General features: G+C 36.7%; 16 protein-coding genes and 1 pseudogene. 5 read left to right on the top strand and 12 right to left on the bottom strand.

What is annotated here, in order from left to right; all coding sequences use genetic code 11:
- Positions 1–92: 92 nt before the first annotated feature.
- A complete protein-coding gene (locus tag CEF18_RS04120) occupies positions 93–773 on the bottom strand; it encodes a DUF4397 domain-containing protein (protein ID WP_110935330.1) in 681 nt (226 codons plus the stop codon).
- A gap of 198 nt (positions 774–971) precedes the next feature.
- On the opposite strand from CEF18_RS04120, the gene CEF18_RS04115 reads away from it, so the two are divergent.
- On the top strand, positions 972–2,666 hold the full coding sequence (locus CEF18_RS04115) for an ABC-ATPase domain-containing protein (RefSeq protein WP_110935329.1): 1,695 nt from the start codon (positions 972–974) through the stop codon (positions 2,664–2,666).
- 97 nt (positions 2,667–2,763) lie between these two features.
- Here CEF18_RS04115 and msrB read toward each other — a convergent pair.
- From msrB to CEF18_RS25705, 4 genes and pseudogenes are all read right to left on the bottom strand, one after another.
- Positions 2,764–3,724 (bottom strand): annotated as a pseudogene (gene msrB, locus CEF18_RS26940) (peptide-methionine (R)-S-oxide reductase MsrB).
- A 305-nt stretch (positions 3,725–4,029) separates the two neighbouring features.
- A complete protein-coding gene (locus tag CEF18_RS04105) occupies positions 4,030–4,953 on the bottom strand; it encodes a dipeptidase (protein WP_110935328.1) in 924 nt (307 codons plus the stop codon).
- A gap of 97 nt (positions 4,954–5,050) precedes the next feature.
- The gene (gene fumC / locus CEF18_RS04100; protein ID WP_110935327.1) at positions 5,051–6,439 is read right to left on the bottom strand and encodes a class II fumarate hydratase; all 1,389 of its coding nucleotides are present in this window, start codon (positions 6,437–6,439) and stop codon (positions 5,051–5,053) included.
- 152 nt (positions 6,440–6,591) lie between these two features.
- Positions 6,592–6,744, bottom strand: coding sequence for a hypothetical protein (locus tag CEF18_RS25705; protein ID WP_183041032.1), 153 nt, complete (start codon positions 6,742–6,744; stop codon positions 6,592–6,594).
- 459 nt (positions 6,745–7,203) lie between these two features.
- Between CEF18_RS25705 and acsA the strand changes: the two genes are divergently transcribed.
- A complete protein-coding gene (gene acsA, locus CEF18_RS04095) occupies positions 7,204–8,916 on the top strand; it encodes an acetate--CoA ligase (protein ID WP_110935326.1) in 1,713 nt (570 codons plus the stop codon).
- Positions 8,917–9,006: 90 nt separating this feature from the next.
- Here the strand turns inward: acsA and CEF18_RS04090 are convergent, their stop codons facing one another.
- Entirely contained in the window at positions 9,007–9,765 is a 759-nt protein-coding gene (locus tag CEF18_RS04090; RefSeq protein ID WP_110935325.1) for a cell wall hydrolase, read from the bottom strand.
- Between the two features lie 286 nt (positions 9,766–10,051).
- Complete coding sequence (locus CEF18_RS04085; RefSeq protein WP_110935324.1) at positions 10,052–11,473, bottom strand: aldehyde dehydrogenase family protein; 1,422 nt, start codon at positions 11,471–11,473, stop codon at positions 10,052–10,054.
- 458 nt (positions 11,474–11,931) lie between these two features.
- On the opposite strand from CEF18_RS04085, the gene CEF18_RS04080 reads away from it, so the two are divergent.
- The gene (locus CEF18_RS04080; protein WP_110935323.1) at positions 11,932–12,096 is read left to right on the top strand and encodes an aspartyl-phosphate phosphatase Spo0E family protein; all 165 of its coding nucleotides are present in this window, start codon (positions 11,932–11,934) and stop codon (positions 12,094–12,096) included.
- Here CEF18_RS04080 and CEF18_RS04075 read toward each other — a convergent pair.
- The 5 genes from CEF18_RS04075 to CEF18_RS04060 form a co-directional block, all read right to left on the bottom strand.
- The gene (locus tag CEF18_RS04075; RefSeq protein WP_183041033.1) at positions 12,089–13,885 is read right to left on the bottom strand and encodes a S8 family serine peptidase; all 1,797 of its coding nucleotides are present in this window, start codon (positions 13,883–13,885) and stop codon (positions 12,089–12,091) included. The genes CEF18_RS04080 and CEF18_RS04075 overlap by 8 nt on opposite strands.
- Positions 13,886–14,004: 119 nt before the next feature.
- Positions 14,005–14,550, bottom strand: a complete 546-nt coding sequence (locus tag CEF18_RS04070) for a DUF420 domain-containing protein (RefSeq protein WP_110935321.1) — start codon at positions 14,548–14,550, stop codon at positions 14,005–14,007.
- A 184-nt stretch (positions 14,551–14,734) separates the two neighbouring features.
- Positions 14,735–14,905, bottom strand: coding sequence for a hypothetical protein (locus tag CEF18_RS25700; RefSeq protein WP_183041034.1), 171 nt, complete (start codon positions 14,903–14,905; stop codon positions 14,735–14,737).
- A 112-nt stretch (positions 14,906–15,017) separates the two neighbouring features.
- The gene (locus CEF18_RS04065) at positions 15,018–15,881 is read right to left on the bottom strand and encodes a patatin-like phospholipase family protein (RefSeq protein ID WP_223292222.1); all 864 of its coding nucleotides are present in this window, start codon (positions 15,879–15,881) and stop codon (positions 15,018–15,020) included.
- A gap of 220 nt (positions 15,882–16,101) precedes the next feature.
- Positions 16,102–16,953, bottom strand: a complete 852-nt coding sequence (locus tag CEF18_RS04060) for a DegV family protein (RefSeq protein ID WP_110935319.1) — start codon at positions 16,951–16,953, stop codon at positions 16,102–16,104.
- Between the two features lie 222 nt (positions 16,954–17,175).
- Between CEF18_RS04060 and CEF18_RS04055 the strand changes: the two genes are divergently transcribed.
- Positions 17,176–17,826, top strand: coding sequence for a deoxynucleoside kinase (locus CEF18_RS04055; RefSeq protein ID WP_110935318.1), 651 nt, complete (start codon positions 17,176–17,178; stop codon positions 17,824–17,826).
- Between the two features lie 23 nt (positions 17,827–17,849).
- On the top strand, positions 17,850–18,521 hold the full coding sequence (locus CEF18_RS04050) for a deoxynucleoside kinase (RefSeq protein ID WP_110935317.1): 672 nt from the start codon (positions 17,850–17,852) through the stop codon (positions 18,519–18,521).
- The last annotated feature ends 128 nt before the right edge of the window (positions 18,522–18,649 follow it).

Here is an 18,649-nt window from a genome sequence, read left to right as displayed (position 1 = left end):
TCGCAGAAGTTCTAGTAAGCGGTTAACACTGTCTTCATTCATTAAAAGTGCACTAAAAAAGAAAATTTTTCTAGTGCACTGATAGAATTTATTTACTTATCTTTTGCTAATATGACATCGAAAGCTGGGTCACCCTTTAGAAGCCCCAAGGCAATAATCGAATAGTTTTTACCTTTCTCAAGCTGCAAATTTGGAATATTAAATATTTCTTTTTCTTGGCCAGCAGGTCTTATGTCAAGAGAGTAGCTTCCCTCTGCTAAGTTTTCATATTTAGAAGCCTCTGAGAAAGCAACATTTGCCACAACTGGTGTATCTAAAGAAAAAACATCGATAGCAGGGGCATCTGGTGATAAGTGTATCACTCTTAATTTGGCTTCTTCTTCATTTACTTCTTTATCATCCTTTATCTCATATAATTGGAGTTCGTCAACTTTACCCCCGACTGCTAAAGTATATGATTCGCCTGCCATTGCTGTTATATTGGCTTCTAACACAGGTTCTGAGTTTTTCGGTTTGCTCCCTTCTTCATAAATTTTTACCTCATAGCTCTTTTCATCCAATGGGTGGTATTCACTTAGCTCCTTGAATTGCATACCAGTAAGTATTTTTTCGTCATCTAAATACACATCCACTGCAGTTGCATTTGGTGACGCGTGGACAACCCTTGCTTTTGCTTGTTCTGTCGTAGTATCATCTGCACTAGTGAAGTTTGGAAACTGCATCATCAAACCTACTATTGCAATAAAACTAACTATAAGCCAACTTTTTTTCATTTTTCCACTCCTACCAAATTTTATTGTATTTAACAGATTTAGGTTGCCTCTTTTACTGATTATTATGTAATGAGAAAATACTTTTTCTACCCTAACGATAAATGATCAAATAAATTCTATATGATTCGACTGTTTATTTTTCTGTATTCCGGTTACATTCAAAGAAGGGAATAGAATAACAATGAAAGGAATGAAACAATGAATACATTACAAGCTAAATTAAAGCAATTAGATGGAAAATCTTATCGATCTTTAAAAGATATACAAGGAACATATCATGCAGAAAATTATACGTTGCATGTCGATTATGTCCAAGGAGATCCCTTTGCAACGCCTTCTCGAGTACGCTTCTTTATATCTTCAAACCATGTGGATTTAACATTTGATAAATTTGATAACTTACAAAAAGAGACAGCCCTCACACACTTTTTTGCTCATGAGTGTCACCGGCAGATCTTAAATACAAAGAACCCCGTTCATGGAACCGGCAAAAGTGGACTAATATCCATTGATCGCCCAGGTCAAGAAGTATTGCAACGAACGGCTGTAACTATAGATGAGGGTGGAATAGAATTCCGTCTTTCCACAGGTTTACCTGCTCAAGGCAGACGCATTCTTGGACAAAAAGCTGCGACACTTCTTTCATCAGTTATCCCAAACGTTGTCCTAAATACAGTTAGAAATTACGATAGAGAAAAACTGAATCAAGCTCTTCTACTTGCTGAGGATCAGGCTTATATCCGGAAAGAATTGTTTAAGAGAAACCTTGTTTCCTTTATTGCGAATGGATCAAGATTACCCAGAGAATCTGGAGTAAGTAATAAACCGTTAATGGATGAATCCGTTATTATGTTTCAATCACCCAGAGAGTATGAGACAACAATCAATCTCCCATCTGGTAAAAGTAAAACTGGCATGGGAATAAAAAAGGGAATCTCTCTCATAATCGGCGGGGGTTACCACGGAAAAAGCACGTTATTACAAGCCATGGAACGTGGTGTTTACAATCATCAGTTGGAAGATGGCCGGGAATATGTCATCACAGATGAAGATGCAGTAAAAATACGCTCTGAGGATGGGCGTGCTGTTACAAAAGTAAACATTAGTCCATTTATTAATGATCTTCCTTTCGGCAAGAAAACGACAAGTTTTTCATCTGAAGATGCAAGCGGCAGTACTTCACAGTCTGCTAATATTATTGAAGCACTTGAAATGGATGCTTCACTCCTTTTAATAGATGAAGATACAAGTGCGACAAACTTTATGATTCGTGATGGCAGAATGCAAAAGCTTGTGAGTAAATCCAAAGAACCGATCACGCCATTTATTGACAGAGTTCAGCAGTTATTCAAAGAAAGAGGAGTTTCAACTGTCCTTGTTTTAGGTGGATCCGGTGACTACTTTGATGTGGCGGACCATATTATTATGATGGATGATTATAAGCCTTTTGACCGAACGAAAGAAGCGAAGTTTCTTGCTGATACAATTAAATCTACTAGAGAAAAAGAAGTGTCCAACAAAGAAGCTTTTTATTCAGCTCACGAAGAGAGAAAACTTGAGCTACAAAAAATTAGGAAGTTATTTGATCGTAAAGAAAAGGTCGAGGCAAAGGGATTACACTCGATAAGAATTGGCAATTCCAACCTCGCATTGCATCACGTTGAACAGTTAGTTGATTCAAGTCAAACGCAAGCCATTGCTCATATGGTAAAACGTGTTGCTAACGTTGCCAATGGAGAAACAAGTCTCAAAAAAGCAATAGACAAGGTTTATGAAGAAATAACCAGAGATGGATTGGATTCTTTATCCCCTTTTAAAGGGAAACATCCTGGAGACTTTGCTTTACCAAGAAAACTAGAAGTAGCTTCGGCATTTAATCGAATAAGATACTAATAAAACGTTCTAAGCGAACGGTCATTCTTCAAAACAACCTTTCGTTGAAAAATAAAAACCACCAGATCAGTTTAAAATAACTGGTCTGGTGGTTTTTTTATTCAAAAAGTGATTTATATTCTTTGTACCCTTCTTTTTCCAAATCCTTTACAGGTATAAATCGTAAAGAAGCTGAATTAATACAATAGCGCAAACCATTTGGTCCTGGACCGTCATTAAACACATGTCCTAGGTGAGAGTCACCTTCTGAGCTGCGCACTTCTGTGCGGGTCATTCGGAGACTATTGTCTTGTTTCTCCTTCACCTTTTCTTTTTCAAGCGGCTCGGTAAAACTTGGCCAGCCACAACTAGAATCGAATTTCTCTTTTGAACTAAAAAGTACTTCACCTGAAACGACGTCTACATACAGCCCGTCTTCAAAGAAGTCCCAATATTCATTTTTGAAAGGAGGCTCTGTTGCATCTTCCTGTGTCACTTTGTATTGAATGGGTGTTAACTTTTTCTCTAAGTCTTTCTTACTCATGCTATTACCCCCAATGTTTGTTAATAAAATCTTCTCTTCCGCTTCCTTTACGATACATTTTGTAATGAAGGGAGTTTTTCTTATAGTAATCCTGATGATGCGTTTCTGCAGGATAGAAAGTGGACGCTTCGCGAATTACCGTAGCGATCGGATCTTTGAATTTCCCACTTTGCTGAAGTGCATTTTTTGATTTTTCAGCGAGCTCCTTTTGTTCCTCATCATGATAAAATATTGCAGTGGTATAGGATTCGCCTCTATCATGAAATTGACCGCCTGGATCTGTCGGGTCTATTTGACCCCAGTACAATTCTAAAATTTTCTCAAACGGATAGATTTCCGGATCGTAAGTAATTTGAACAGCCTCTAAATGACCTGTTGTCTCTGAACAAACCTCTTTATACGAAGGTTTTTCTGTATGTCCTCCTGTGTACCCTGAAATAACTTCATGAATTCCAGGTTGCTTATCGAATGGTGAAACCATACACCAGAAGCACCCTCCTGCAAATGTTGCTTTCTTTAAATTGCCTGTTTCCATTTTGAATGCCTCCCATCTTAGAAATTATCGAACAGCCATTCATGACCCAAGTATAACATGCATGCAGAGTTAGACTTTATAATATGCTTACCTTTCCTATCACCAAGTAAACATTTAGAAAAGTAGTAATTATAAAGCCTTTTTTAGGGTTTAATTAATCATGATCTTTACTCGATGTAGGCGAGGGCATAATTGCAGCCTAACTATTCTCTCTATGAAAGTAAACAAAGGGAGCGGTAAAGGTCCTTTAATAACCTCCCCCGCCCCCATTATTTCCATAAACCCGCCATGAAGCTACTCATTTTCTAAACTGGAAGACGATCAATGACATTTTGGTATGCAAATCCACGCACTTCTTCTTCTTTAAATCTTTTTAGCAATTCATTAACCAGATTTTGATATTTCCCTGCGTGTTCTAAATCCTTGACATGCATCGTAATACCATCAAAATCTGACCCTAATGCAACGTGTTTTGATCCTCCCAGACCGCAGAAGTGATCAATATGTCTCAAAACATCGTCCATCGTGGCTGTCTCTTTCCCATTTAAAAATGGGGGATTAAAAACCATTCCAATAAATCCTTTTTTATCAATAATGGCTTTGGCTTGATCATCTAACAAATTTCTCCGGTCCCCACAGATCACTTTGGAATTTGAATGGGTTGCAACTGGAAACTCGGCTGCCTCGACTGCATCCCAAAAGGAATTTATTGATAAGTGGGACATGTCTGTCCAAACCTTTTCTTGATTATTCATTGTCACCACTTCAAACCCTAATTTGGTTAAACCTGCACCTCTTCGTTCCGCTACGCCGTCAGCACATAAATTTGCATTGTTCCATGTTAGGCCTATAGACTTCACTCCGAGTTGATATAAGGTCCTTAATTTTACAAGATCATTCCCAAATGCTTCTGCACCCTCAAGAGTAAGAATAGCTCCAATTTCACCATCCTTTAGTTTAGCAACATCAGACCAATGGACAATTTTTCTTATATTAGGATGTTTGCCTACTACTTCACGGTGAAAAAGATCGATTTGCTCAAGAGCAACTTGAAATTGTTTGTGACTAGTAACCTCCGGCTCAATAAAAATAGCGAACAACTGCAATTTCACATTTCCTTTTACCAATCTTTCAGCATTCACTTCCAAGTCTGAATCATTTGTAAATGATTTTCCTGGATCCATGTGAAGCTTCAATAATGCATCACAATGTAAATCAACGATATTCATATTCTAGCCTCACTTTGTTGTCATGATGTTTTCTATCAATGTATAAAATGACAGCTAGCTTCATGCTGCATTCAATAAAAGACACTTAGTATTTACATTATTCAGTTGGTCTAACCATCTTTTCTAAGTTAATGTATTCATCAAATTCTTGTTCGGTTAAATATCCAAGTTTTACTGCAGTTTCTTTTAATGTCGAATTATCTTTAAATGCAGTTTTAGCAATTTCTGCAGCTTTTTCATAACCAATATAAGGGTTTAAAGCCGTGACCAGCATAAGTGAGTTTTTCACGTGCTTTTCTATTACTTCTTCATTTACTTCAATGCCTATTGCACATTTATCATTAAAGGAATCCATCGCGTCACTTAATAATCGAACCGATTGCAGGAAATTATAAATAATCACTGGTTTAAATACATTAAGTTCAAAGTTACCTTGACTCGCAGCAAAACCAATCGTAGCATCATTACCAAAAACTTGAGAAACAACCATCGTTAACGCTTCGGACTGGGTTGGATTCACTTTCCCTGGCATAATCGAGCTTCCTGGTTCATTAGCGGGAATGGAAATTTCCCCAATGCCTGAGCGAGGACCACTAGCAAGCCAACGAACGTCGTTTGCAATTTTCATTAGATCTGCGGCTAATCCTTTAATTGCTCCGTGCGCATATACGAGTTCATCGTGTGAAGTAAGCGCATGAAATTTATTTTCAGAGGAATAGAACTTTTTCCCAGTTATTTTACTGATTTCTTCTGCAGTGTAATCACCAAACTTAGGATGTGCATTAATACCTGTTCCTACTGCAGTTCCACCAATTGCCAAATGCATTAACTGTGTTTTTGATTGTGCAATCATTTCTTCAGAACGCTTTAACATATGTACCCAACCACTCATCTCTTGGCCAAGCGTGAGCGGAGTAGCGTCTTGAAGGTGAGTACGTCCAATTTTAATGACATTTTCAAATGAAGCCGCTTTTTGTTCAAACGTCTTTCTTAAACGTTGTGTCGCAGGCAGCAATCGATCTTCGACTTCTTTTAAAGCAGCAATGTGCATCGCTGTTGGAAAGGTATCATTGGAGCTTTGCGAGCGATTCACATCATCATTCGGATGAATTCTGGCATTGCTTCCCTCTTTTTCCAATTGTTCATTCCCTCTAAATGCAACAACTTCATTCATATTCATATTCGATTGTGTGCCGCTTCCTGTTTGCCATACAACTAAAGGAAAATGTTCATATGTACCCTCTTCACGAAGTTCTTGGCATACCGATTGAATTTTTAAACTTTTTTCTTCCTCTAAATTATCCAGACGAAGGTTTGCGGCAGCTGTTGCTTCTTTAAGAATGGTAAAAGCTTCTACTATCTCTTTTGGCATTTTTTCAGAACCAATTTTGAAATTATCTAAACTGCGTTGTGTTTGTGCTCCCCACCACTTTTCATTTGGGACCTTCACTTCTCCTAATGTATCTTTTTCTACTCTATAGCTCATTTAAATTCCTCCTCTTAAATATTTGGGTGGTTATACTCTATAATGACTATCATTATACCTATAAATTACAGTGACCTCTATTAGTAAATCACTTCTCTAACAGTCTTTCCATTCCATTACATCAAGGACGTACAATAAAGTTAAAAATTCCTTCAGTATACAGCAGCTGAACTTACTAATTGTTGGAAAATATAAACAATAAACAAGATAACTCCTATAAAAATAACAATTCTGAAAACTGCTCCTACAACTTTTAATAAGATGATTCCAATTACAATAAGAATGAGTATCGTAAAAATATCCATTTTATTCACTCCCTACCCTTAAAACTACGTTGATTTACGAAAAAAATCAAGAAGGAGATTCTATAAGAAAAACAGCTCTGCTGTTTTTTATTAAATACAGCGTGATCTTTAAAGCCACCATCATTTAAGCATCAAGGGCGAACTTCCCTTGATGCTTGTGGCGTAAAGATAGCTGTCAACTTATAAATTATACTATAAGAAAAACGCAAAGCGTCTTTTCTTAAATACAGCGTTAGTTCCACCGCGCCGAGTAGCACCTACGTAATGCGTGAAGGTGCTACTCGAAAGAAGGCGGGTTTCCCTTGATACACGCGGTGTGAAGGTAGATGCCAATTTTATACATTCTTATCTCTTAAAAAAATCTCTGTCTTTAAATAAGTTCTTATTTGAAGTATCAGAATATTAGGTATATGATTGCTATAGAAAGTAATTTAAAGTATTTTTTTGGAGGTGTTCTGCATGAAAATTTTACAACCTAAACAAGGTAACTATCAACTTCAAAACTATGAATCTGCAAAAAATTCTTTTTCATGGGACGATGTAAGAGATGTGTTTACCTGGTCAAAAACAGGCAAAATTAATATAGCCTATGAATCGATCGACAGACATGTTAAAGAAGGAAGAGGAGCGAAAAAAGCATTATTATATTCCGATCCTTCCCGCAATGAAACTTACACATTTGAGCAATTAAAAAAACTAACAAATCAAGCAGCTCATATGTTTCGAAAATTAGATGTTGAAAAAGGTGATCGAGTTTTTATATTCATGCCCCGAGCACCTGAGTTATACATCGCTCTTCTAGGAGCAATTAAAATGGGTGCAGTTGTTGGTCCTCTCTTTGAAGCGTTTATGAAAGATGCCGTAAAGAGCAGACTCGAGGATAGCGAAGCAAGTGTTATCGTAACAACTCCTGAACTAGTCTCCCGTATTCCAGTTGACGAACTCCCTCACCTTAAAAAGATAATTCTAGTAGGTGATGATGTAAAAACAGATGAAAAACATTTTTCTTATTCCAAAGAAATGAAAGCGTGTACAGATGATGATTCTGCGATTGAATGGATGGACTTAGAAGATGGCTTTATCCTTCATTATACATCGGGGTCCACCGGGAAACCAAAAGGTGTCTACCACGTGCATCAAGCAATGATTCAACATTACCAAACCGCAAAATGGGTGTTGGATTTACGTGAGGATGATATTTACTGGTGTACTGCCGACCCCGGTTGGGTAACGGGTACCTCTTATGGAATTTTCGGACCTTGGTTAAATGGTGCGACAAACGTCATACGAGGGGGAAGGTTTTCTCCTGACGATTGGTACGATACGATTGAGAAAAATAATGTCACAGTTTGGTATAGTGCTCCTACCGCATTTAGAATGTTAATGTCGACACCTTCAGATGTCATTAAAAAATATGATCTAAGTTCCATTCGTCACATCCTGAGTGTCGGTGAACCACTAAATCCGGAAGTAGTTCGTTGGGGATGGGAGGTCTTTAAGCACCGTATTCATGACACTTGGTGGATGACAGAAACAGGTGCCATGCTTATTTGTAACTATTTAAGTGAGCCTATTAAACTTGGATCGATGGGTAAACCGTTTCCAGGTATTGAAGCAGCCATCATTGATAACAACGGAAAAAAACTGCCGCCAAATGAGATGGGTAACCTAGCCATTAAAAAAGGATGGCCTTCTCAAATGCGTAAGATTTGGAAAAATGACGAGAAATTCAATGAATATTTTGCCTTTGAAGGCTGGTATGTATCCGGTGATACTGCATATATGGATGAAGACGGATATTTCTGGTTCCAAGGTCGTAACGATGACTTAATTATGACTGCCGGCGAGCGTGTCGGTCCTTTTGAAATTGAAAGTAAGTTAGTCGAACACAAAGCTGTAGCTGAAGCCGGAGTTATCGGTAAACCTGATGAAATTAGAGGTCATATTATTAAAGCATTCGTTGTACTCAATCCCTCGCATGAGTATTCCGAAGAATTGGAGAAAGAAATCAAAACGTTCATAAAAACTGAACTTTCCGCACATGCTGTACCGAAAGAAATTGAATTCACGGATAAACTGCCGAAAACACGCAGTGGTAAAATTATGCGTCGTGTATTAAAAGCATGGGAATTAAACGAACCTGCCGGAGATTTATCTTCTATGGATGATTAGTTTGTTCTTTTAACCAGAATTCTAGTATTATAAAAGGTTTTCACCTTTAAAAAGAGGCATCCTATTTTGGATGCCTCTTTTCAGTATTCTCTAGAAACTAAATACATGATTACCTATACGTTGTCTTACTACTCTCGATTCAATCCATTTGGAAGTGGAAGTAGTCGGATTAAAGAAATAAACTGCCCCATTGGTAGGATCATACCCATTCATTGCTTCTTCGACCGCTCGGATAGATTCTTGATCTGCATGACGAGTTATTTCTCCATTTTGAACGGGTTCAAAAGCAAATATTCTTCCTGAGTCATGCGTTTCATATATGACTTCTTTAATATTGAATGGAAAATCTTTATGCGCCATTCTATTTAAGACAACTGCTGCAACGGCTACTTTGCCTTTAAAAGGCTCCCCTTTAGCTTCAGATTGAACGAGGCGTGCTAATAGGTTTCTCTCTTCCTCACTAAATCCATGATTTGAAATTTTAACTCCCTTTCCAGATACAGCTAATGCTTGTCCAGGATATACAATAAAAGATGATAAGTAATTTTTCTGTTGTAGCTGTGCAATCGTCATTCCATACTTTGTCGCAATGCTCCACAAAGATTCCCCAGGTTTAACCGTGTGAGAGTGTTTTGCATTAGTAGGAATAACAAGATAGTCCCCTGAAATTATTTCGTTAGTTAACAGATTATTTTCGTTTTTCAATTCAGTGATAGATATACCATAACGCTGACTTAAAAAATAAAGGCTGTCTCCTTCTTTCACTTTGTATGAAGATGCAAAAGATTCACTAGGAACTGAAAAATAAATGGCACCTGCTAATATACTTAGAATAAGAAATTTTTTCATGAAAACATCTCCTTAAAAGTTTTTTCAAAAGGTATGTTGATGGGTCACTTTATATATATTAATAGAGCAAGGATTAGAATGTCGTTAGTAGATTAATAGGTAAATTTCTATTTACTGGGAGTTGCCCACGAATCTTTGCCTGATCAACACAGAAAAACCAAAAAAACTAGACTAAAGCTTGTAGTAAGCAATAGTCTAGTTTTTACATTTCACATTCCGTTGATGTGCGTGTGGCGTAAAGGAGCTGTCATCTTATACTTTCTGGTGTAACCTTTAAAAAGTCTTTTTATTTTTTAAAAGTTACAAGTTTCATTTCTGTCATTTCTTCGATGGCATATTTAATACCTTCTCTTCCCATTCCGCTTTTTTTAACGCCACCGTACGGCATATGGTCAAGTCGAAACGATGGAAAGTCATTGATCATCACGCCTCCTACTTCAAGTTCCTCAGAAGCATAAAAGGCTCGTTTCAAATTATCAGTATAAACGCCAGCCTGTAGACCGTATTCTGACTCATTCACATAGTCAATCGCTTCTTGCCATTCTATGAAAGAAGTTACCGTTACTACCGGTCCAAATATTTCTTCACAAGAAACTTTCATTTTAGAGTGAACATTGTCCAAGATTGTCGGTTGGATCATATTACCTTCGGATTCGCCACCTGTGATCACATTAGCACCTTCGTCTACTGCTTCATGTATCCAGGATAACACCCGATCTTTATCTTCGGGTGAAATCATTGCTGACATTTCAGTTGCATCATCTAATGGATCCCCAAAAATATACTTCTCTAGTCTAGCTTTCATTTTTTTCAATAAATCCTTCTTAATTGACTCATGAACGTAAATTCTTTGAACGGAAATACAAACTTGCCCTTGGAATGCAAAACATCCAGTGACAATTCGATCAACAATTTCAGCAAGATTTACTCCCTCATCGATGATAATTGCCGAATTAGAACCCAGCTCCAATGTCATCTTTTTTAAACCAGCTTTATTTCTCATTGCAATTCCCACTTCAGCACTTCCTGTGAAGGTTACGACAGAGGTCCTTGAATCCGTTACTAATGCCTCCCCCACAACACTGCCCTTTCCGGTTATTACATTTAACATCCCTTTAGGAAGTCCTGCTTTATCAAAAAGTTCCGCTATAAAATATGCTGAGAGAGGTGTTTGTGAAGCAGGTTTAAGTACTATAGGATTACCTGACGCAATAGCAGGTCCCACTTTGTGGGCCACTAAATTCATCGGAAAGTTGAATGGAGTAATTGCAGCGACTACTCCCGCAGGTTCTCTTATAGTATAGGCAACACGGTTTTCACCACCTGGAGCAGCATCCATATTTATAAATTCATTGGGCATTCTCCTTGCCTCTTCACTTGCAAATTTATAAGTCATCATCGTTCTGGTTACTTCCCCACGTGCTATTTGAATCGGTTTTGCTGCCTCCATTGCAATAAGCCTGGCACATTCTTCTCTATTTTCTTCTATAAGATTTACAACATTCTCTAAAATATCTGCTCTCTTATGGGCGGGCATTTTCTTAAACAATCGCTTAACATTATGTGCAGATTCGAGGGCAGCATCGACTTCTCGGATTGTTGCCAGAGGTACCTCTGCTATTTTCTCATTCGTAAATGGGGAGTAGCGATCCTGATAAAATTCAGGTTCAATCCATTCTCCGCCAATAAAAAGATTTCGTTTAATCATTTTATCACCTCGGTTTCTTATAAATAGAAATCCCAAAAGCTATTGTTCATAGTTCGGTCTTGTCCTACGAGCAACGTAGAAACCGCAGGGATTTTAACAATAAATCTCGAAGCCTTAAATAAGTGGTTCTCCTACTAACATTAAGTGTAATGCAATTTTGAACAAAATTCATCCTTTAAGGATATTATCCGCTGAGAATACAACCAAACTAAAAAATCAACTCATTCTTTATACAATTGTATAAAAAAGAGTTGAAAATACAGCCGGCTTTTAAAGAATACTTCCTACAGATAATAAACAATTACCTCTTATACTAAGATTTTACCCTATAATTAATGTCGAAAGAGATAAAAATAAACATACTTTGCAATTCTTTTGACATATTATGGAGAATGGCTTCCATTTTGCACTTTTTTGTAAGATAATATATATATTCTATGCTGGAAAGGAGTATGGGTATGTTAGATTTAATTGAAACGAAACGAAAGGAACTGCACTTCATTGCATTCAAATATGGTTTATCCTCCAGACGAGTCATCCGTTGTTCGCAAGAATTGGACGAGCTTATCTTATATCACCAAATTAATGATTTATCAAATGAACGAACTCAAATAGTTAGTTAGCAAATAGCCGGCTTGTATCAATTTCGCCATAGCCATAATAACGATCAAATCCAACTGCCCCTAGATCTAATGCAGTATCTCGAATTCGTTGGTAAACTTCTTCGTTGGTTAAGTCAGGTTCTTTAGATCTTAACAGGGCTGCTATTCCTGTAACATGTGGGGCTGCCATAGAAGTACCACTCATCATCACATACTCATCCCCCATGTACGTACTAGGAATATGTTCACCAGGAGCAACAACATCCACATGATTTCCATAATTAGAGAACACACTTCGTTCATTCTGTTGATTAACAGAACCTACAGCCAAAACTTCTTTATAACCTGCGGGAAACATTGCATCTTCTACGTTTTCATTACCAGTGGCTGCAATTATAACCACATCATTATTATAGGCATACTTGATCGCATCATGTAATACTTCGGAGCTATGCGCATCGCCAAGGCTTAAATTCATTACCTTCGCACCGTTATCAGTTGCCCACTTTATCCCTTTCGCAATCGAAAAAGAATTTCCTAATGCATCATGATCCAACACCTTTACAGCCATAATAGGATTTTCCCATGTAACACCTGCAACTCCATCGGAATTGTTCGTCACAGCCCCAAATATTCCAGCCACGTGCGTACCATGACCATTTTCATCTTGATAAGAGTCATTATCTTCGAATGCATTGTATCCAGATGAAATTCGCTGTTCTAGATCAAGATGTGTCGGATCAATCCCACTGTCTAAAATTGCAACAGGGACATCAAAGGCTCCGGTTGTGGAACCCCAAGCATTTTCTAAACCCAACATTTTAAAGTTCCACTGGTAGAGATCATAAAACTCATCATTTGGTAACATTGCTTCTGTCTGACCGACAGCACCTCTCTTCGTTGGACTATGGTTGTAACTAGCCTGCTTTTCATACACATAATTTGGTTCCATATATTTTACAGAAGAATCCCCAAACCAATCATCCATCATTTCCGTTGCATTTTTCGTTAAGTCTCTAACAACGATTGTTTTATCAAGTTGATCTAACAAAACAACCTCATGATCCTCCACCCATTGCTCCGGGGAAACACCATCAGATAGAGTAACTACAACTTCTCCCTTTTTTTCTTCCGTTCTTGTCTCATTTGAAGGCTCTGACTCAAGGTACAGATTCCAATCCAAACCAGGAACTTTTTTACTTATAATATTTTCATTGCTTTGCATATCTTGGCTGGCGAATGAAACATCTATATTTGAATTACCCAGCACAAAACTTCCTTCCCGGTCTGATAAAGCCGCAAAATCCTTCACAAAATGCTCAACAAAACTTATATCAACTTCAGAAACAATAAGCTCGTGTTCCTGTTGATGGGAGATAAGCATTTTCTTTGAACCTTTGATAATATATGGATCAGAGGTATACCATTCATCCAGATAATCTTGCTCATCATTAGGTATTTTATCGAGAGACTCCGCTGAAATATCACCGATTTCTTCTTTTATTTTTTTGGTATTCCGATCAAGCACAGCATATGCTTCAATATGATCATGATGATTCAGTTCTTCCACTATCCATTCTGTATTATCAGACTGTTTTCTTATCTGTTCCCACCCCAGTAAATCTTGCTTGACTTGATTCATAAACAAATCGATAGTCATTATCAGATCCTCCGCCTGTAAATTATTCATTGCTTTTTGGTTGGAAGAAGTACCTTCAGACTGTTCCAAGTGTTCTGAACGAAAGAATATACTTACCAGAATTATAAGAAATACGCTAAAAAATATAGATAATCGATATGTCCGATTCACGCAGGATTCCTCCTCTTTAGTCAAATTCACTTTCATAGCATGCACAAAAATAAAGAAGATATGTGACCAAGAAAAAAGCATGTCCCGAGTAAAATAACTCGTTTGGACATGCCCAATTATTAAAAGGTATAGTATGGAGAAATCATGACGTAAACTAATACGCCTGTTGCACTGACATAAAGCCACAATGGCATTGTCCAGTGTACCCATTTTTTATGAGTTTCACGCATATCTTTAATGCCGGTGAAAAAGGCCATTAATGCTAATGGTACAATAACAACTGCTAAGATAATATGAGAAATTAAAATGACATAATAAAAAATTGCAAGTATACCTGTACCACCGTAAGGAGTCGATTCTGCTGTGAAGTGAAACGTTATATACGAGATAAGGAAAATCGAGGTTGTCGTAAAAGCTGCGTATATAAACCGTTGATGAAGTAGAATCTTTCCTTTTAGTATCGCTATTAAAGCCAATAGTAAAAAAATAAATGTCAGAGAATTCATACTAGCATTTAATAGGGGTAAGCGGGTAATCCAATTAGGAAGTTCCCCTACGTATCCTGGTAAAAAAGAAAGAATAGCAATTAATACATTTACTATAATTGTCACAACTATCACTGTTCTCACATGATAATGGACAATTTTTTCCCAAAACTTTTTCATTCATTTAATCTCCTTATAACTAAAAGTATCCCCTGCGTAAGATTTACTCTCATTTAAATTTAATTATTCTCAATATGTACCAACTTATAGTATACAAGAAAATCATTCTAGATAAAAGAAAGAAAAAAGGATTATTAATGGATTCGCTCTCTTTTTCATGTGCTAAATGTCTTTATTTTCCTAGTTAAAGTTTAGAAGGCTTAACTTTGTTTACCTTCTCGTTTCTGGCACTTTGTTCTAATTTGTCTAATAAAGCAGATACATCATCTTTTTTCTCTTTTTTTCCAAAGACTTTGATTTTTTCTTTTTTTAACACTCGTATAAGTAATTTTTTCTCTTTGTCAGTTAATACCATGACTCAGCCTCTCCTTTTAATTTATCTCGACCGTAGCCACTTTTCCATACCCTTTTTGCTTCTCTTTAACACTGGAAACCACTTTAAAACCCCGTTCAAAGTAAAATCCCAATTAGTTATCTAAGAATTTCATCAGTTCCTCAAAACGGTCTTCTGCTTTCTGATAACCATGATCATACAAAGCCTGTAAACGCCCTTTATTCCGTTCTACTCTTGCAACATCTTGTAAATGATCCGGTCGAAAAATAAAAGCTTTTCCTTCCTTTTCAAGTTTTTTTACTTTATCTAATGCTGTATTATAAACATTCGAACGGTTTCTTACTACATTAATAAGCCCTGGATACTTTTTGTACTTACGATTAAAATACCACATTCCTCTTTTTGATGGGCTTTTCCGATAACCCTCGCACTGTGTCAAAATAATAATATGTTTACGATTATCATGTTTAAGTGATTCGTTAATCGGGATCGGATCACTTATCCCACCATCTAAATAATAACTTCCTTCGTGACTGACAATCGGTGCAATCATTGGAAGAGAAGAGGATGCTCGAAGTATTTTATTGAAATTATCTCCTAGTTTTTGCTTCTCGTAATAAACCGTTTCCCCACTATGACAATCCGTTACTCCAATTTCAAACTTCTGAGTTGATTCAAAAAAAACTTTATAATCAAAAGGATTATCGATATTAGGAATCTGATCAAAAATCATATCCATATTGAATAATTCTCCTAACCGAATTAATCGTTTAACGGATATATAATCAGGATGGTCTGCATAGTCTACAGTAATCGATTTATTCCTACCCGCTTGTCTTGAGATATAAGAGGCGGCGTTACAGGCTCCTGCAGAGACTCCAACAATATAAGGAAAGTGAATATTTTTTTCGAGAAAAAATTCTAGCATCCCTCCAGTAAAAACACCTCTCATACCTCCGCCTTCAAGTACTAGTCCGGTCCTCTCCAAGGCTAACATCTCCTTTTAATCATCTGTGTTTTTTTGTTAAGAAAAACGCGTAGCGTCTTTTGTTACATACAACGTGATATTTCGCCCCCCCTAGTTGCACCTACGTAGTGTGTATAAGTGATACTCGAAAGGAGGTGGGTTTCCCTGTGATTCGTGCAGCATGAATAGAGCTGTTATCTTATACTTTCTGTAAAAAAGGTCATGACCAACCATGGTCATGACCTCATTATTATTTATCATCAAAATAATACATTAATGCCAATGCTCCTGGTCCCGTGTGGGTACTAACAATGGGTGTTGTTTCAATAATAAATATGTCTTCAAAATCAGTCATTTGACTTAGGACATCTCTTAATTGAATCGCTAATTCTTTTGCCTCTATTTGAGCAATTCCTACTCCTTTTACTATTTTACCTGAAGTCTCTTCTTCGAACTTTTTTTTCATAAATTTAATCATTTGCATATATGTACGAACTTTGTTAATTGGAGTATAAACACCATCATCTAAAGAGGCTATTGGCTTTATTTTTAACAACGAACCTAAAAGAGCTCGTCCTCTTCCAATTCTTCCGCCTTTTGCCAAGTACTCTAATGTATCCACCATGATATAAAGTGAACTATTTTTCCGTACCTGTTCTAATCTGTCTAAAATTTCTTGAACATTTGCCCCTTTTAAGGCCATCTCAGCGGCTTCTCGAACTTGAAAACCTAATGCTACAGATATAAAATTTGAATCTACAACAGTCACATCAAGATCTGTCATCTCTGAAGCTGTTTTAGCAGAATTAAAAGTTCCACTCATGCCACTCGTCATATGTATCGAAATAATAGGATTCCCATCCTTACCAAGTCGATCATATACTTCCAGAAATTGTCCGGTTGATGGTTGCGAACTCCCTGGAACGTCTTTTGCGTTCACAAGCATTTTGGAAAACTCTGATGATGAAATATCAATACCGTCTAAATAAGATTCCCCATCAATAGTTACTGTTAGAGGTACGATAGTAATATCTAGTTTTTTAATAACATCCATAGGTAAATCTAATGTCGAATCTGTTACTATTTTTACTTGGGTATTCATATACACGCCCCCTTAATCAAGAAGTTTCTATAACTATTTTACTATAAATATCAAAAGTTGTTAAGGAAAACGCCTAGGTATATTATTCTTTGACCTACATTTTGAAAATATATCGCATTTAGTGCAAAAAATTTACTAGAAAGCATTTGAAAACTCTACAGATATGGTAGAATTAACGTTGCTGTTATAATTCGACAAAATTTTTGAAGGGAGGTTTCTGCTGTGAGTACTCAATTTGATGCTCCATTCATTGCTATAGAAGGACCTATAGGAGTTGGAAAAACCTCATTAGCAACTCGAATAGCTGAAAAATTTAACTATTATTTATTAAAAGAAATAGTAGATGAAAATCCATTCTTAACCAAATTCTATGAAGACAATGAGGAGTGGAGTTTTCAAACAGAAATGTTCTTCCTTTGTAATAGATTTAAGCAATTAGAAGATACATACAATCACTATTTGGCAAAAGATCTTCCTGTAATTAGCGATTACCATATTTTTAAAAATAATTTATTTGCTAAGCAAACACTTGTTAATCACCATTTTGATAAATATAATCGCATTTATAATATTCTTACAGATGATTTACCTAAACCAAATCTTATTGTACACCTACATGCTAGTCTTCCAACGTTATTAGACCGTATTAAATTACGCGGACGAAGCATGGAACAAACAATGGATCCAAATTACCTAAAGCAACTATCTGATGATTATCAACAATTTATGAAAGATCACCAGAGGGTCTATCCGGATATCCCTATTCTTACTTTTAATGGCGATGAGATGGATTTTGTTCACAATGACCATGATTTCCAACGCATAATCGATCAAATCGACCATGCTTTAACGAAACGCCAATCATTTTTCTAAAATTATTTTATGGAGTGCAAACTATGAAACGAATACAACACAACCTGAATTCACAATCTCTTATTACATTAGCCGGTACCGTTGGTGTAGGCAAATCAACATTAACCAACGCACTTTCGGGTGCACTAGGTTTTAAACCTGCATTCGAGAAGGTTGATGGAAATCCGTATTTAGAAGATTATTATGATGATTTTAAGAAATGGTCTTTTCATTTACAAATGTATTTTCTAGCTGAAAGGTTCAAGCAACAAAAACAAATGCACGAAGAAGGTTTGGGTTATGTGCAGGATCGAAGTATTTATGAGGATGTTGGGATCTTTGCAAAGCTTCAATATGATCAGGGAAATATGACAAACCGCGACTATGATACCTACCGCTCCTTGTTTGAAGCTATGGTTATGTCTCCATATTTTCCAAAACCAGATGTTTTAATTTACATCGATGGCTCGTTTGAAAGCATTATACAGCGCATCCAATCTCGTGGGCGTGAGATGGAAATAAATACCCCCGATAAATTTTGGAGTGATTTATATTTCAGGTATCAGGAATGGATTGGTACTTTTCAAGAATGTCCTATTTTACATTTGGATATCGACCATTATGATTGTAATGACGTAGATTCTATCAAAGAAATAGTCAAATCTTTGGAAACATTACAAAGAAATAAAGATTTGAACTATCTTAAGTTAACTTAAATCACTGTATAACAAAAAACGGCATAGCCGTCTTTTATTAAATACAGCGTTAGCTTTCGCCACCCCGAGTAGCACCTACGTAGTACGTTTAGGTGCTACTCGAGTGGGGTTTCCCTTGATACGTGTGG

It is taken from the genome of Salipaludibacillus neizhouensis (genome assembly GCF_002886185.1).
In the GTDB taxonomy this organism is placed as follows: Bacteria; Bacillota; Bacilli; order Bacillales; family Salisediminibacteriaceae; genus Salipaludibacillus; species Salipaludibacillus neizhouensis.
This window is presented reverse-complemented; position numbering and strand designations above follow the sequence as displayed.

Bases quoted from the DNA above. Each gene is read 5' to 3' on its own strand.
- CEF18_RS04120 (WP_110935330.1), bottom strand. From the start codon at position 773: ATGAAAAAAAGTTGGCTTATAGTTAGTTTTATTGCAATAGTAGGTTTG.
- CEF18_RS04115 (WP_110935329.1), top strand. From the start codon at position 972: ATGAATACATTACAAGCTAAATTAAAGCAATTAGATGGAAAATCTTAT.
- CEF18_RS04105 (WP_110935328.1), bottom strand. From the start codon at position 4,953: ATGAATATCGTTGATTTACATTGTGATGCATTATTGAAGCTTCACATG.
- fumC (WP_110935327.1), bottom strand. From the start codon at position 6,439: ATGAGCTATAGAGTAGAAAAAGATACATTAGGAGAAGTGAAGGTCCCA.
- CEF18_RS25705 (WP_183041032.1), bottom strand. From the start codon at position 6,744: ATGGATATTTTTACGATACTCATTCTTATTGTAATTGGAATCATCTTA.
- acsA (WP_110935326.1), top strand. From the start codon at position 7,204: ATGAAAATTTTACAACCTAAACAAGGTAACTATCAACTTCAAAACTAT.
- CEF18_RS04090 (WP_110935325.1), bottom strand. From the start codon at position 9,765: ATGAAAAAATTTCTTATTCTAAGTATATTAGCAGGTGCCATTTATTTT.
- CEF18_RS04085 (WP_110935324.1), bottom strand. From the start codon at position 11,473: ATGATTAAACGAAATCTTTTTATTGGCGGAGAATGGATTGAACCTGAA.
- CEF18_RS04080 (WP_110935323.1), top strand. From the start codon at position 11,932: ATGTTAGATTTAATTGAAACGAAACGAAAGGAACTGCACTTCATTGCA.
- CEF18_RS04070 (WP_110935321.1), bottom strand. From the start codon at position 14,550: ATGAAAAAGTTTTGGGAAAAAATTGTCCATTATCATGTGAGAACAGTG.
- CEF18_RS25700 (WP_183041034.1), bottom strand. From the start codon at position 14,905: ATGGTATTAACTGACAAAGAGAAAAAATTACTTATACGAGTGTTAAAA.
- CEF18_RS04065 (WP_223292222.1), bottom strand. From the start codon at position 15,881: ATGTTAGCCTTGGAGAGGACCGGACTAGTACTTGAAGGCGGAGGTATG.
- CEF18_RS04060 (WP_110935319.1), bottom strand. From the start codon at position 16,953: ATGAATACCCAAGTAAAAATAGTAACAGATTCGACATTAGATTTACCT.
- CEF18_RS04050 (WP_110935317.1), top strand. From the start codon at position 17,850: ATGAAACGAATACAACACAACCTGAATTCACAATCTCTTATTACATTA.